Origin of the sequence: Agrobacterium sp. CFBP2214 (assembly GCF_030209895.1) — a bacterium.
Taxonomy (GTDB): domain Bacteria; phylum Pseudomonadota; class Alphaproteobacteria; order Rhizobiales; family Rhizobiaceae; genus Agrobacterium; species Agrobacterium radiobacter.
Genome location: NZ_JARVRC010000003.1, coordinates 444,731 through 458,202 on the forward strand (window position 1 = coordinate 444,731; position 13,472 = coordinate 458,202).

15 protein-coding genes are annotated in these 13,472 nt (G+C 57.6%); 9 read left to right on the plus strand and 6 right to left on the minus strand.

Annotated features, from left to right (window positions below; translation table 11 throughout):
• Positions 1-3: 3 nt before the first annotated feature.
• Both QRN60_RS09440 and QRN60_RS09445 read right to left on the minus strand, forming a co-directional pair.
• A complete protein-coding gene (locus QRN60_RS09440) occupies positions 4-372 on the minus strand; it encodes an MliC family protein (RefSeq protein ID WP_129564876.1) in 369 nt (122 codons plus the stop codon).
• A 651-nt stretch (positions 373-1,023) separates the two neighbouring features.
• Complete coding sequence (locus QRN60_RS09445; RefSeq protein WP_129564877.1) at positions 1,024-1,473, minus strand: hypothetical protein; 450 nt, start codon at positions 1,471-1,473, stop codon at positions 1,024-1,026.
• A 296-nt stretch (positions 1,474-1,769) separates the two neighbouring features.
• Between QRN60_RS09445 and QRN60_RS09450 the strand changes: the two genes are divergently transcribed.
• Positions 1,770-2,096: a BA14K family protein gene (locus QRN60_RS09450; protein ID WP_026363434.1), complete on the plus strand. Its 327-nt coding sequence runs from the start codon at positions 1,770-1,772 to the stop codon at positions 2,094-2,096.
• Between the two features lie 117 nt (positions 2,097-2,213).
• Complete coding sequence (locus QRN60_RS09455; RefSeq protein ID WP_060723321.1) at positions 2,214-2,408, plus strand: hypothetical protein; 195 nt, start codon at positions 2,214-2,216, stop codon at positions 2,406-2,408.
• Between the two features lie 85 nt (positions 2,409-2,493).
• On the opposite strand, the gene QRN60_RS09460 is transcribed toward QRN60_RS09455, so the two are convergent.
• From QRN60_RS09460 to QRN60_RS09470, 3 genes are all read right to left on the minus strand, one after another.
• Entirely contained in the window at positions 2,494-4,344 is a 1,851-nt protein-coding gene (locus QRN60_RS09460; protein WP_129564878.1) for an ABC transporter ATP-binding protein, read from the minus strand.
• A gap of 301 nt (positions 4,345-4,645) precedes the next feature.
• Positions 4,646-5,671: an SAM-dependent methyltransferase gene (locus tag QRN60_RS09465; protein ID WP_060723323.1), complete on the minus strand. Its 1,026-nt coding sequence runs from the start codon at positions 5,669-5,671 to the stop codon at positions 4,646-4,648.
• Positions 5,668-6,456: a DUF1295 domain-containing protein gene (locus QRN60_RS09470; protein WP_111797703.1), complete on the minus strand. Its 789-nt coding sequence runs from the start codon at positions 6,454-6,456 to the stop codon at positions 5,668-5,670. The genes QRN60_RS09465 and QRN60_RS09470 overlap by 4 nt, the downstream gene beginning before the upstream one ends.
• Positions 6,457-6,645: 189 nt before the next feature.
• Here QRN60_RS09470 and QRN60_RS09475 point away from each other — a divergent pair, with 189 nt between their 5' ends.
• The 7 genes from QRN60_RS09475 (at position 6,646) to QRN60_RS09505 (ending at position 12,342) form a co-directional block, all read left to right on the plus strand.
• The gene (locus QRN60_RS09475) at positions 6,646-8,019 is read left to right on the plus strand and encodes an NAD(P)/FAD-dependent oxidoreductase (RefSeq protein WP_060723325.1); all 1,374 of its coding nucleotides are present in this window, start codon (positions 6,646-6,648) and stop codon (positions 8,017-8,019) included.
• A complete protein-coding gene (locus tag QRN60_RS09480; RefSeq protein ID WP_060726366.1) occupies positions 8,016-8,834 on the plus strand; it encodes a DUF1365 domain-containing protein in 819 nt (272 codons plus the stop codon). Before QRN60_RS09475 ends, QRN60_RS09480 begins: the two co-directional genes overlap by 4 nt.
• Complete coding sequence (locus tag QRN60_RS09485; protein ID WP_003507666.1) at positions 8,821-10,053, plus strand: SAM-dependent methyltransferase; 1,233 nt, start codon at positions 8,821-8,823, stop codon at positions 10,051-10,053. The genes QRN60_RS09480 and QRN60_RS09485 overlap by 14 nt, the downstream gene beginning before the upstream one ends.
• 27 nt (positions 10,054-10,080) lie before the next feature.
• Entirely contained in the window at positions 10,081-10,458 is a 378-nt protein-coding gene (locus QRN60_RS09490; protein ID WP_003507664.1) for a DUF2147 domain-containing protein, read from the plus strand.
• A 77-nt stretch (positions 10,459-10,535) separates the two neighbouring features.
• Positions 10,536-10,967, plus strand: coding sequence for a DUF2177 family protein (locus tag QRN60_RS09495; protein WP_003507662.1), 432 nt, complete (start codon positions 10,536-10,538; stop codon positions 10,965-10,967).
• Between the two features lie 125 nt (positions 10,968-11,092).
• Positions 11,093-11,635 carry a sigma-70 family RNA polymerase sigma factor gene (locus QRN60_RS09500; protein ID WP_003507660.1) on the plus strand — a complete coding sequence of 181 codons (543 nt, stop codon included), beginning with the start codon at positions 11,093-11,095 and terminating at the stop codon, positions 11,633-11,635.
• Positions 11,632-12,342, plus strand: coding sequence for an anti-sigma factor (locus tag QRN60_RS09505; RefSeq protein WP_129564879.1), 711 nt, complete (start codon positions 11,632-11,634; stop codon positions 12,340-12,342). Before QRN60_RS09500 ends, QRN60_RS09505 begins: the two co-directional genes overlap by 4 nt.
• 85 nt (positions 12,343-12,427) lie before the next feature.
• On the opposite strand, the gene QRN60_RS09510 is transcribed toward QRN60_RS09505, so the two are convergent.
• Positions 12,428-13,468 (minus strand): sensor histidine kinase, encoded by a 1,041-nt coding sequence (locus tag QRN60_RS09510; RefSeq protein ID WP_003507655.1) that lies wholly within the window; start codon positions 13,466-13,468, stop codon positions 12,428-12,430.
• Between the last annotated feature and the right edge of the window lie 4 nt (positions 13,469-13,472).

Genomic DNA, 13,472 nt, shown 5'->3' on the forward strand with positions numbered 1-13,472 from the left:
CGCTCAGTATTTCTTCACGTCCACGCAATGAACCGGCTTTTTCATCTCCGGGTCCGCCATCAGATCGTAAAGATCCGCCTCGTCACCCTTCGACCACCAGACATAAATACCGCCCTGATATTTGGCGCCCGAGGCCGAAATGACATTTGCGGCGACCGTCACGCCATCCTTCAGCCCCAGTCGCACGAGGCTGACCTCGCCCGCATTAAAATAGACGGCCTCCACCTTGTCGGCGGCGCATTGATAGACCGCCTCCACCTTTTCGACCGTCGTGTCCTTCGGAAGCGGAATCACCAGGTCTTCAGCCATGGCGCCGGTAGCGAGCGATACGGAAAAAGCTGCAAGAGATATCGCGGCAACGGTTTTATTCATGATGATCCTTTCCTGATGTCACCGGATCATAAGGTCATGCCAGCAAAGCCGAAATGGGGCCGCCGCCTCGCGCCTATCAAATTTTCGGGAAACCCGGCCTCGCAAACATGCGGCAGATCAACGCCGCACCGGACCATGCGGCACTTTCATTCCGTCCGGCAGGCCGGGGCAAAACCTATCGAAACAGCCAATAAACGACGCCAAGGATCACCGTCCACATCAGCAGCGATATGGCCAGCACCGTGAGATAGTTTCGAAATCGTCTGGTCATCCGCCCACATTGCCGGCGAGCCGTCATCAGACAGCCGTAACCGTTGAATTGCTGGATGCGGATCAAGCCGCAGGGTCAATTCGTTCTATCAAGAGATTGAATCTCAAGCCATTCGCAGTTTTTACCCGTCCTAAAACGTGGTTGCCCGTCTAGGGAGTTTCACCCCATCGAGAAACAGGTCCATCCGCGAACAGGTCCTGATCGCGGATGGGACGTCATATCCTCACATGCCGGCGACGGCAGCAAAGGGCCATGGGCGAGGAGGCGCAGGCAAAGACGATGCGGGACAGTCGATCGCAACCGAGACCACACGCGTTATCCGAATCTATCTCGGATAACGCGCCAATAGCGGAGCAGCGGTCATTGACCCGCCGCCTGCCTCAGCTCTTCAGGGCGGTGTTGCACAGGCTCCAGTAACCACCGCCCTTCTGGATCCATTTCAGATCGCCGAGCGTGCCGTCACTCTTGTTCTTGTGGTAGGAGTCGACGCAGGTTTTCAGGCGGGCCTTTCCGGGCGTCTCGCTTGAATATTTCTTATCGATAGCACTCGGGAAAGCGACGCCCTTCGGGGCTTTTATCGTCGCTTTTTCGGGTTCTTTTTCGGTGGTGGCCGCGACCTGCTTGTCGTCGGCCGCATCCTCAGCGGCCGCCTCGCTGCCGCAGAACTTGGCGCGATAGTCGTTCCACTTGACGTCCTTGGCGGACCCGTCGGCTTTCGCCGCCTGATATTTCACGCTGCACTCTTTCATGGTGAGTGCGGCTGCGGGGGAGACGAACGCCGCCGATGCCAGCAGCGCAAAGGATGAGAGAATGACAACCCTGTTAAACATTGAAGACTCCCGTGTGCATGATTGCCGGCCGACTATCTGACCGGATTTTCCGCTTGTCAACGAGCAGTGCGGTAAGGACGGAAACTCAGATCAACGGGCACGGCACTTGCTCACCGGGCGCACCATATTCGTCGTCAAGCCGGCAAAGCGCCGTCATTTTCAACGCCCGTCGCAGGAATCGGTGCACCCGCAGCACCCAGCCTCAAGAATCACGTGTTCGTGTGAAGTCAATCCTTCACCGGAACGAATTTCCTAAGTTTTCGTTAGCATACCGAACGAATAACGAGGATTTATCGATGTTGAGGATGCCGAAGACTATCTCCGCGCTCGCTCTTGGCGTCGCAATATCTGCCGCTTTTGTCGTGCCAGCCCATGCTTTCAGCCTCATACAGCCGGCCTATGAGACACAGCAACAGGCGCAGACCTCAGACCAGAGGGGTTATCCTGCCTCAGCCTTTGCGGCAGGAAAAGGCGAAGACGCCACGCCCAACGGTTACGCCCTGTCGCAGGCCGAGATCAACCATGTAAAATGGTGTGCGACGCGTTACACATCCTACCATCCCACCGACAACAGCTATATGGCGGCTGGCGGCACACGGATGCAATGTCTCTCGCCCTATTGATTCGGCTGCGGCCCAGGCCGCGCCGTTTCCGACAAGATAAAATTTACCTTAAATTCTACCGATTTGAACCATTCCCCCAACTGGCCGTTTGAGCCGCGTGCCAACGGGGAAAATGCGATGTTGTGGAATCTGGAAAAGCTTGAGCAGGAGCGACTAGACCTGATCGAGGTCATTACAGCCCTGCGTCGCGTGGAGCGCCTGTCGCAAACGGATCGCACCTCGATCTTTGATGAAATCACGGCGCATATGGCAAGGCTGAGCGAACTGGATGCGGAGAAACTGCGGGTTCAATCAGCGCTCGATGCAATCTGAAGGCACGCCACGCCAGCCGGCTTGTCGCCATCGGCGTCGCCCAATGCGGCCATCCCAGGGGCTTGCAGCCGCAGATTTCACCTGATCACTCGTCTTCCGGTATGAACCCGCCGATCTGGCGTTTCCAAAGGCGCGCAAACAGCCCGCCCTGCTCAACCAGTTCCTCCGGCCTGCCCTCTTCGATAATCCGGCCATGATCCAGCACGATGATCCGGTCCATTCGTGCAATGGTCGACAGGCGGTGCGCGATGGCGATCACCGTCTTGCCCTCCATCACCAGATTGAGCTTGTCCTGAATGGCGGCTTCGGACTCGCTATCAAGGGCGGAGGTGGCTTCGTCGAGAATCAGGATAGGCGCGTCTTTCAACAGCACGCGCGCAATGGCGACCCGCTGCCGCTGCCCGCCGGAAAGCTTGATGCCACGGTCTCCGACAAAAGCCAGATATCCTTTTCGCCCCTCACTATCGGCGAGATCGGCGATGAAGGCATCGGCCTTCGCCACTTTCGCCACCTCCTCCACCTCCTCCCGCGTCGCTTCTGGCCGCCCGTAGCGGATATTGTCGCCAACCGACCGGTGCAGCAACGCCACATCCTGTGCAATCACCCCGATATTGCGGCGCAGGCTCATCTGCGTGACCTCGCGAATATCCTGACCGTCGATGCGGATGGCGCCATCCTGAATGTCGTAGAACCGCAGGAGCAGATTGACCAGCGTCGTTTTTCCCGCACCTGACAGACCCACAAGGCCGACCCTCTCTCCCGCGCGGACCTTAAGCGACAGATCATCGATCACCGGTCTGCCGGACTTGTAGGCAAAGCGGATGTGGTCGAAATCAATGTCTCCACGCGCGACATTCAGTTCAGCCGCGCCGGCCCTGTCGGTAATGGTCGGCGGCGTCGTCATGACAGGCATGGCGTCCTTGATGGTGCCGATCGCCTGGAATATCTGCTGGCCCATCTGCAGGAAGGTGAATGTGTGCCCTGACAGCCGCTGCAATATATAGACCGCGCCGACGAATTCTCCGACCGTGATGAACCCCTTCACCAGACCGGAAAACCCCACCGACAGGATCGCCAGCCACAACGCCATGTTGAGCGCAACCACGACCAGCTCAGACGCGCGGTAGACACGCTGCTCCCTGTGCTGCGTCTGCACCGCCTTGTTCAGAATGCGGCGGATTGCGCCCGCCTCGCTGTCTTCGGCAGCGAATTGCTTGATCATCTGCATGTTGCTGTAGAGATCGGTAATCGCGCCCGAGACAAGGCTCTTTTGTTTCGCCGACCGGCGTGACCGTTCCGTGAAGACGGGAGCCAGTTTGACGGCGAGAACCACATTCAGCACGATCCAGATGAACACCGGCAGCGCCAGCTGCCAGGACAAGGCGGCAAGAAGCGCAAGAGAGCCGATCATCTGCAGCAGAAAACGCGGTCCGATCTGGAATGCGTTGATGATCTGCTGCTGAACGGCTGACGAGACCTGCGAAAGACGCGAGGCGACCTGTCCGGCGTAGAGCTCATGGAAAAATGCCAGATCCTGCCGCTCCACGGCCTTGTGGCCCTGCCACTGGATGGCCACCGGCATGGCGATGCCGAGCGTGTGCGAATTGAGCGTATTGAGAAGAAACGAAGCCACCGGCATGGCGGGAAAGATCAACAACCCAAGGACGGTAAGCAGCGGCCATTCATCGCGCAGAAAAGCCTCCGCCCCCTGCGCCGTCACGCCATCAACGATAACGGACAATCCCCAGATGATCGACAGGTTGATGGCTTCCACCGCCATGGATGACAAGGCAAGAGCAATGAGGACGCCGCGAAACATCTCAATGAAATGCAACAGCACCGCGACGGGGCCTTTCGACGGCAGCGGCCGGAAGGGAATGTCGAGCGGCCGTATCAGCGTCTCGAAAGGGCGAAAAATCGTATCTGAAATCGACATGGGCCTCTCGGATCGCGGTTTGGCATCGACGGGGAGGAATCAGCTACGCGTCCGGCATGGAACCATGACCGGCCCTTGACCTCAATTGTAAAGAATAGCTGGTGCGCGCCCTGAACATGGCGTGAAATGAAACGTTCGCACGATCATGCCGATCATCGGCAAGTCGAAGCAGCGAAAATGATTGCGGGTGAACATGCCTGCAATGGAGAGCAGACAAGGCAAAACGGCGCAAAATCAACGTTTAACGGTTGTCTTCGATTTTCAAGGGCGAACACAGCGCCTTTTTTTTAGTGTTTCGAACTTAACTGGGCATCAGAAGGTAATGTCCGACACCCCAGACCTCCCCACCCTGATGCCCGAACAGCCCGGCGGTTGCGAGGAAGAAAAGTCGCCAGCGGCGTTCCCACAGTCTCGCGTCGTTTCCGTAAACGCGCTTCAGGATCGGCCGGACACGGTCAATCTCCCGGTCAAAATTCGCCAGCCAATCAAGAGCTGTCCGTCGATAATGTAGACCGGACCATCGCCAGTCCTGTTCTACAGTGAAAATCTTCCCAAAACGATGGGGAAGATCGAAGGCAGGCATGATACCGCCGGTGAAGAAGTGCCGGGCGATCCAGTCTGCCGGATTATTGTGGTCAAAACGGTAGGATCGGTCACGGTGGTTGAAGACGTGCAGGAAGAACCTGCCTTCCGGCTGCAGCCAGGAACGAACCCGCTCGAATAACATCTGCCAGTTCGACATGTGCTCGAACATCTCCACCGACACGACACGATCGAAACGATTGCCTGTCGTGAAATCATTCATGTCGGCGGTTACCACCGAAAGGTTGGAGAAGCCGCGCTCCCGGGCGCAGCCGATTATGTAGTCACGCTGCGATGCTGAGTTCGAAACGGATGTGATCCGCGCATTGGGAAATCGGCCCGCCATATACAGGGAAAGCGAACCCCAACCGCAGCCGAGTTCCAGAATATCCATGCCATCACGCAGCCCGGCATGGGCCACTGTCTCGGAAAGCGCCACGGTCTCGGCTTCATCCAGCGTCGTCGTGGCGTCGGGATAATAACAGCAGGAATATTTGCGCTGCGCTCCGAGAACCAGCGAGAAAAACTCCGCTGGGACTTCGTAATGTTGTCTGTTCGCCTCGTCGGTGTGGCTGGCTATGGGAAACGTCGCCATATCCTTCGCAAAGGCCAATTCGGCATCATCGGGAATATTTGCAAGCCGCCGTTTCGTTCGCACGCAGAGCATATCTATACCGGCCAGTGTGACCGCGTCAGTGAGCGGTGCGCGTTCTGCGGCATTGATGGCGAAGGCGAGCATATTCATGGCGTTTCCTCGTTCTTGCGCGGGCCCGGAAAGAAGGCGTTGACGCGGCGTTGCAGGACGCGGAACCTCTCTCCGCGCGATTTCAGCATGTGCTCTTCAAGCGGCGGAATGCCGGAGACGTGGACGAGCAGCCAATACATCATGATGGGTGCAGCAAGCGACGCCCAGGACAAGACCTGCTCCTGAACGGCGAGCAGCGGGAAACTGCACCAGAAAAGCCATTCGAAGAAATAATTGGGATGGCGGGAATAACGCCAAAGGCCGGTTTCACAGACGCCGGTTTTTGCTTCCGGCGTTTTCCTGAATTTTGAAAGCTGGGCATCCGAGAGCGCTTCACCGGCCAGTGCGGCAAAAGCGACCGCCGTGGCGAAAATATCGATGAGACGCGGAAAACCCTGGCCGTTGCCGGAAGCGAGATAAACCGCAAGAACGAGCACGAAAGCGGCAATGGCCTGTATCTGGAGGAAGATGAAAAGTCTGAGAGGGGCTGCGCTGCCCCATTGCTTGATGAGCTTTGCATAACGGGGATCTTCTCCGCCGCCCTGCGTGCGCATGCCTATATGCCCGGCAAGTCGCAACGACCAGACGACGACAAGGGAAAATACGACCGCGCGCCGCCAGCCTTCTCCTTCCGCGAATAAAACTGCTAAAACTCCGCCAAACCCGACACTCGCCGACCAGACGGTGTCGATCCAGCCGCTCGAACCGGTTGCTCTTTGCAGCGCCCACGCGCCTGCCATCAGAAGCGACATGAGAATGGCAAGCGTCAGGATCACAGACAACATCACTATTTCGCTCGCGGTTTGAACAGATGGAGACCGGGTTTCGTGATGGCAAATACGACCGAACCGGCAAAAGAGTTTCAGGTTTCGGAAAAGATTCCAAAAAAACACCAGCCGCTGAAACTTATCCGCCCCCTCCCTCGTATCTGCGCTGTCCCAAGGCAAATTTCTGTAATGCGATGGCGAGGATAGATGACCGACACGGAAACGAGACAAAAAGATAGCCGGTACCGCATCGCAATTGTGGGAACAGGAATTTCCGGCCTGTCGGCAGCGTGGCTTTTGTCGAAACGGCACGATGTCACGGTCTTTGAGGCGGCTGATCGCGTCGGCGGCCACAGCAACACGGTGACATTCGATACGGATAAAGGACCGGCTCATGTCGATACCGGGTTCATTGTCTATAACGAGTGGACCTATCCCAATCTCACCGCGCTTTTTCGAACGCTTGACGTACAGACCGCAGCGTCGAACATGTCTTTTGCCGTTTCCCTCGACAATGGCGACTTTGAATATTCCGGTGGAACCGGTCTTGGCCTGCTGGCACAGAAGAGAAATGTGCTCAGACCACGTTTCTGGGCGATGGTTGCGGACCTCCTTCGGTTTTACCGCAATGCCCCTCGCGACCTGCATTTGATGGGCAATACATCGCTCGACGAATATCTCACGCACAACCGGTACGGATCGGCGTTCCGCGACGATCATCTTTACCCCATGGCGGCAGCCATATGGTCCACGCCGGCCATGGAGGTCGGCCGTTACCCGGCTGCGCATTTTATCAAATTCTGCCGCAATCACGGCCTGCTGTTGCTGCGCGATCGACCGGTCTGGCGCACCGTTGTCGGTGGCTCGCGCGAATATGTAAAACGCATCACGGCGCCATTTGCGGATCGAATTCGCCTCTCGACACCGGTGACACGCATTCGCCGCCTTCCGCGCGGCGTCGAACTCACCACCGCGGACGGGAAAACTGCCCGCTTCGATGACGTGGTGATGGCAACCCATGCAGATCAGGCGCTGGATATGCTCACGGACGCCTCGCCCGCTGAACAGCGCATCCTCGGCGCCTTTGGCTATACGAAAAACCGCGCCGTGCTTCACACCGACAGCAGTTTCATGCCCCGTCGCCGCGCTGCCTGGTCAAGCTGGAACTATGTTGCCGATACGCGCATTAAGGCGGGCCAGCCAAGCATCACATACTGGATGAACAGGCTTCAGCCGCTGGGAGAAACCCCGGACACTTTCGTAACGCTGAACCCGGTCCGGGAACCGGATCAAGGAAAGATCATCGCCGAGGAAACCTATCACCATCCCGTTTTCGACGCCGGCACAGAGCAGATGCGTCAGGAGCTTTGGGCTTTGCAGGGCCTGCGAAACACCTGGTTCTGCGGCGCTTATTTCGGATCGGGTTTTCACGAGGACGGACTTCAGGCCGGGCTTGCGGTTGCCGAAGATTTAGGCGGGGTGACACGGCCATGGAAGGTTGCCGACGATAGCGGCCGGATCATTCGCCTGGATTTGAAAACCATTGCGACGGACACGAAACTCATGGAGGCGACAGCATGACGCCTCCCTTCACGTCAGCGCTTTTCCCGGGCAATGTGACCCATGCGCGCTTCAAGCCGAAAATCCACAAACTGGCCTACCGGATTTATTCGCTGCTTCTCGATCTCGATGAACTTGAGACGCTCGACCGGAAATTGCGGTTTTTTTCCGTGGACCGCTTCAACCTCTTCTCATTTCATCGCAGGGACCGTGGCGACGGCAGCGCGATTGGCCTGCGCCGGCAGATAGAGACGGCGATGACGGCGGCGGGTATCGCCGTGGATGGAGGGCCTATTCGCCTTCTCACCATGCCGCGCCTGCTCGGCTGGGCTTTCAACCCTCTGAGCGTGTTCTTCTGCTATGGGCGCGACACGTCGCTGAAAGCCATCCTCTGGGAGGTGGATAACACCTTCGGGCAACGGCATTCCTATCTGATCCCGGTGGAGGCCGGCAAAGAGACCGAGATCGTCCAGCGATGCGACAAGGCTTTCTATGTCTCTCCCTTCATGGACATGGACCTACGTTATGTTTTCCGCGTCGTCCCGCCAGGTGACAGGCTGAAGATCGTCATCGAAACTTTCGACGATGACGGCGTGGTCCTGACGGCCCGCCATCTTGCCTGGCGCGTCGAGCTGACCGATCGCGCTCTGCTCAAAGCCTTCGTCACCATCCCGTTCCTGACGCTCAAGGTCGTTCTCGGCATTCACTGGGAAGCCCTTAAAATCTGGCTGAAAGGCGTGCGGCTCAAAAAACGTCCGCCGCCGCCCGCCGAACCCGTCTCATTCGTTCATCCATCATCGTCGCAAATCGAGGCCAGAATTCATGACCCCGTTTGAAAATCTCTCTGAATTATCGACGCAGGGCACTCGCCTCAACGGTCGTGCCGGCATGGGCACATGGCTCATCAGCCGGCTGCTGAACAATATCGAGCGCGGCCGACTGCGCGTAACCCTTCCTGGCGGTGGAAACATCGAAAAATCGGGCGATTCGGAAGGTAGCGAAGCCATTCTCGTGCTGCATAACTGGCGGGCCATCCGCAGGCTGCTCGTCAACGGCGATATCGGCTTTGCGGAAGGTTTCATCGAAAATGACTGGTCTACGCCTGACCTGACAGCGCTCATCCGTTTCGCCGCTCAAAATCGCGAGGCATTTGCAAGGTCGATGCGCGGCAGCCTGCCCATGCGTCTCATCAACCGGCTTGCACACGGGCTGAATGCCAACACCAGACGTGGCAGCCGCCGCAATATCGAGGCGCATTACGATCTTGGCAACGAGTTCTACCGGCAGTGGCTCGATCCCACGATGCTCTATTCCTCGGCGATTTTCGACGAAACCACCACCAGCCTTGAGGCCGCGCAACGCAAGAAACTCGAGCGCATTGCGGAGAAGCTACAGCTGACCGGAAATAACAACGTACTCGAAATCGGCTGCGGCTGGGGTGCACTCGCCATCCATCTCGCCACGCAGCACAATACAAACGTGACCGGCATCACCCTTTCCCCCTCCCAGTTGCGCTGGGCAGAAAATGCGGCGGAGAAAGAAAACAACGCGGGCCGGATCGATCTCAGGCTGCAGGATTACCGCGACGTGCAGGGTCAATTCGACAATATCGTCTCGGTGGAAATGTTTGAAGCTGTCGGCGAAGCCTATTGGCCAAGCTATTTCGAAACGCTGAAACGCTGCCTGAAACCCGGCGGCCGTGCGGTGCTGCAAATTATCTCCATTGAAGAAAGCCGCTTTGACACCTATCGGCGCAAGGCCGATTTCATTCAGAAATACATCTTCCCGGGCGGTTTTCTGCCCTCCGATTCAGCGCTTGAAAAAGCCATGGGACAAACCGGCCTGAAACTCACGGAGACGGAGCTTTTCGGCCAGTCCTATGCGCTCACACTGTCGGAATGGCGCCAGCGTTTTCACGCCCGATGGCAAACGATTTCCCTGCTTGGCTTCGATGAGCGCTTCCGGCGGCTGTGGGACTATTACCTCTGCTACTGCGAAGCGGGTTTTGCCGAGGGAACCATAAATGTCGGCCTATACACGATAGAACACGGATGAGGCGGGGCGAACAAGCGGAGAAAGACAATGAAAATCAGCAGATTGGCAATTGTACCCGCCCTCTTCCCGACGCTGGCGGGCCTCGGTGCGGCAGCAGGCGAGATTGACGGAAACTGGGCGCGCGGCGACGGCAAGGCGAAAGTGCTGATCGCGCCCTGCGGCGAGAAAATATGCGCCACGAATACATGGATCAAACCTGGCACCGCAAAAGAAAAGACCGGTGATCGCCTGATCATGGACATCAAGCAGAGCGAGGCGGGCAGCTATTCCGGCACCGCCTTCGACCCGCAACGGGAAAAATCCTACAAGATAACGGTGACGGTCGCGGGCAATAACATGACCACGAAAGGCTGCATCGTCGCCGGCCTGCTGTGCAAGGGCATAAGCTGGACCAGGATCGACTAGCGCATACTCAAATCGCTTCTCTTTATTCTCGTCATCCCGAAAAAAACGTCGCCTGATCAAAGGCAAAGGAAACACCGATGAAGACATACCTTGCCGCTTATTCCTTCACCCTCATCGCATTTCTGGTGATCGATTTCATCTGGCTGAGCACCATGGCGTCGCGTCTTTACCGGCCAGCCATCGGCGATCTTCTGGCGGAAAATTTCCGCCTTGCTCCGGCAATCGTCTTTTATCTCATCTACGCCGCCGGCCTCACTTTTCTCGCCGTTCGTCCGGCTCTGATTTCGGGCGAATGGACCACGGCTCTGCTTTATGGCGCAGCGGTGGGCTTCATGGCCTATGCCACCTATGATCTGACCAATCAGGCCACACTGAAGAACTGGTCCACCACCCTGACTGTTGCCGATCTACTGTGGGGAACCTTCGTCTCGGCGGCAGCGGCCATCATCGGTTATCTCGTCACGGTCCGCCTCATCGGCCCGCTTGAAAACTCGGCGGGTCTGTCATGACACTTGTCATAACCTGCGGCTTGCGCCCGACGCTCAAAGGGAGTCCATGTAGCGAACGCCCCAAGCATCTCTTGTCTTCTTCCGAAAGACGACCCTATAAAGGAAGGACAGCAAGGAAGGTTCGAATGCAGGGCAAAGAGATCGCAACGCTTATCAACCGCGTCGGCATGGGTGATCGTTCAGCATTCGTCTCGCTTTACCAGGCAACAAGCCCGAAGCTTTTTGCGATCTGCCTAAAAATCCTGCGGGACAAAATGGAAGCCGAAGAGGCGCTGCAGGAAATCTATATCAAGGTCTGGCAGCGCGCCCGAACATTTGCCGTAAGCGCCGGCAAACCGGCGACATGGCTTGCCACCATCGCCCGCAACCACGCGATAGACACCATCCGCGCGCGTAAACCCGCAAGCGATGACATTGACGAGGCCTATGATCTCGTTGACGAGAGCATCCGCGATCCCGAGCAGCAGGTCGTTCTGGTGGATGAAGGCCGCAGGATCGATGACTGCATGCGGGAACTTGAGACTGTGCATGCACAGGCGGTACGTCGTGCCTATGTCGAAGGTTTGAGTTATCTTGAACTCGCCGACGAATTGCGCGTGCCTCTGAACACGGTCAGAACCTGGCTCCGGCGCAGTCTTCTCAAACTCAGAGAGTGCATGCAGCGATGACAACGGGCGACCAGAGTGGCGGAATGCACACGCACGACGAAATCCTCGCCGGCGAATATGTGCTGGGCGTTCTGCCGCTCGAAAAGCGCCGCGAGGTGGGAAGGCGCATCCAGGACGAGGAAGCCTTCGCGCAACTCGTGCAGCGCTGGGAAACGGAGTTTTCCGACTTCAACGCCGAGTATCAGGAACAGACACCGAGCCCGACTGTCCTTGCCCGCATCGAAGAGCGCCTGTTTGGCAGCAGGGCTGTCAATACCAATGGCAGTCTCTGGAACTCCGCGCCTTTCTGGCGCTGGATATCAGTCGCCACCAGCGCAACCGCCGTCGCTGCCGTCGTCTATGCTGCGTTCCCCGACCAACGGCCGGATACCACCCCGCTTGTGGCCGAGCTTGCGACAACCGACAGTCAGGTCAATCTCCTCGCGTCCTACGATGCGGAATCGGGCCGGATGCGTATCGTACCGGTCGCAACCGGCAAGACGGACGAAAAATCATTGGAATTGTGGCTCGTCATGGATGGCGGCAAGACCCGCTCGCTTGGCGTTTTCCAGCCGGGCACGAACGGCGACCTCATCATTCCCGCCGACATGCGCGGCACCATAACGGATGGCACGACCTTCGCAATCAGCGTGGAACCCTTCGGAGGCTCTCCGACCGGTCAGGCAACCGGCCCAGTCATCGCTGTCGGCACCGCGCGGCATCTGTGAGGTTTCAAACCGGTTTTAGCATCGCCTGAGCGAAGCTTCTGCGCGGCTCTCATTACTGGCGCTGGTGAGAGCGGAAAATCAATCCTTACCGCTTCTCATGCCATGTCATAGTAAAACGCGTTCCCTGCCTCAGCTCGGGATGTGTATGGGTCTGCTCGACACGTGCACCGATATTCTGCGCCATCGCCATGATCAGCTTGGTACCGAGGCCTGTGCCACGCGGAGTCGAATCCGACGACACGCCGACGCCGTCATCTTCCACCAGCAGAACAAACTGCCCACTATCCTCGGAGAGTTTGACGCGAACCGTACCGGTCTGGTCAGGATAGGCATATTTCAGCGCATTGGTCAGAAGCTCGGTAATGATGACACCAAGCGCCACGGCATGATCAGCCTTGAGATCGATTTCGCAAAGCGAAGTCTCGACCGTGACGGAAGAAGAGCCGGGCACCGCCTGGAACAGGTCGCCGATGATAGAGGTCAGATAGGAACTCAGGGAGACCAATCCGACATTGGCGGTATTATAGAGGCTACGGTGCACGCCGGCGATGGCCGAAATCCTGCTTTGCGTTTCCAATAACGCGGTTTCCGCTTCCTGCGATTTCAGGGTGTTTATTTGCAGACGGATCATCGCCGACACCAGCGACAGGCTGTTCGCGACACGATGGTTCATCTCCTTCACCATCATTTCCGCGTGCTCTTTGGCCTTTACCAGCAAACGATCGGCCTCTTCCTTCGTTTGGCGCAGGCGATGGTTTTCCAATGCCTGCTCGATGGCTGTAAGCAGAAGCGGAAAGAAGTCGTCCCCGACATTCTTGATGACGTAGTCGGCAGCACCCGCCTTGAGCGCGTCTATGGCGATTTGGGCCTCGTTGGACCCCGTCACATAGAGAACTGGCGCCCTTGCCGGTATCGTCTGGATCGCGGCAAGAAATTCCATGCCCGTCGCGGTCTGGAAATAGTGATCGAGAACGACAACATCGAACTGCCCGTTTTGAAAAAGCTCGAGGCCGGAAGCTACGGAGGTGGCATGAACCACCTCCATACCGTGACGACCGAGAACGCGGCTGGAAAGCCGCGCCAGAGCCGGGTCGTCATCGACATACAAAACGCGCAAAGCCATCATGCCT

Excerpts from the sequence above, each read along its gene's own strand:
- QRN60_RS09455 (WP_060723321.1), top strand. The coding sequence starts at position 2,214 with ATGTTGTGGAATCTGGAAAAGCTTGAGCAGGAGCGACTAGACCTGATC.
- QRN60_RS09510 (WP_003507655.1), bottom strand. The coding sequence starts at position 13,468 with ATGATGGCTTTGCGCGTTTTGTATGTCGATGACGACCCGGCTCTGGCG.
- QRN60_RS09495 (WP_003507662.1), top strand. The coding sequence starts at position 10,536 with ATGAAGACATACCTTGCCGCTTATTCCTTCACCCTCATCGCATTTCTG.
- QRN60_RS09440 (WP_129564876.1), bottom strand. The coding sequence starts at position 372 with ATGAATAAAACCGTTGCCGCGATATCTCTTGCAGCTTTTTCCGTATCG.
- QRN60_RS09505 (WP_129564879.1), top strand. The coding sequence starts at position 11,632 with ATGACAACGGGCGACCAGAGTGGCGGAATGCACACGCACGACGAAATC.
- QRN60_RS09485 (WP_003507666.1), top strand. The coding sequence starts at position 8,821 with ATGACCCCGTTTGAAAATCTCTCTGAATTATCGACGCAGGGCACTCGC.
- QRN60_RS09475 (WP_060723325.1), top strand. The coding sequence starts at position 6,646 with ATGACCGACACGGAAACGAGACAAAAAGATAGCCGGTACCGCATCGCA.
- QRN60_RS09460 (WP_129564878.1), bottom strand. The coding sequence starts at position 4,344 with ATGTCGATTTCAGATACGATTTTTCGCCCTTTCGAGACGCTGATACGG.
- QRN60_RS09450 (WP_026363434.1), top strand. The coding sequence starts at position 1,770 with ATGTTGAGGATGCCGAAGACTATCTCCGCGCTCGCTCTTGGCGTCGCA.
- QRN60_RS09470 (WP_111797703.1), bottom strand. The coding sequence starts at position 6,456 with ATGTTGTCTGTGATCCTGACGCTTGCCATTCTCATGTCGCTTCTGATG.
- QRN60_RS09445 (WP_129564877.1), bottom strand. The coding sequence starts at position 1,473 with ATGTTTAACAGGGTTGTCATTCTCTCATCCTTTGCGCTGCTGGCATCG.
- QRN60_RS09465 (WP_060723323.1), bottom strand. The coding sequence starts at position 5,671 with ATGAATATGCTCGCCTTCGCCATCAATGCCGCAGAACGCGCACCGCTC.
- QRN60_RS09490 (WP_003507664.1), top strand. The coding sequence starts at position 10,081 with ATGAAAATCAGCAGATTGGCAATTGTACCCGCCCTCTTCCCGACGCTG.
- QRN60_RS09500 (WP_003507660.1), top strand. The coding sequence starts at position 11,093 with ATGCAGGGCAAAGAGATCGCAACGCTTATCAACCGCGTCGGCATGGGT.
- QRN60_RS09480 (WP_060726366.1), top strand. The coding sequence starts at position 8,016 with ATGACGCCTCCCTTCACGTCAGCGCTTTTCCCGGGCAATGTGACCCAT.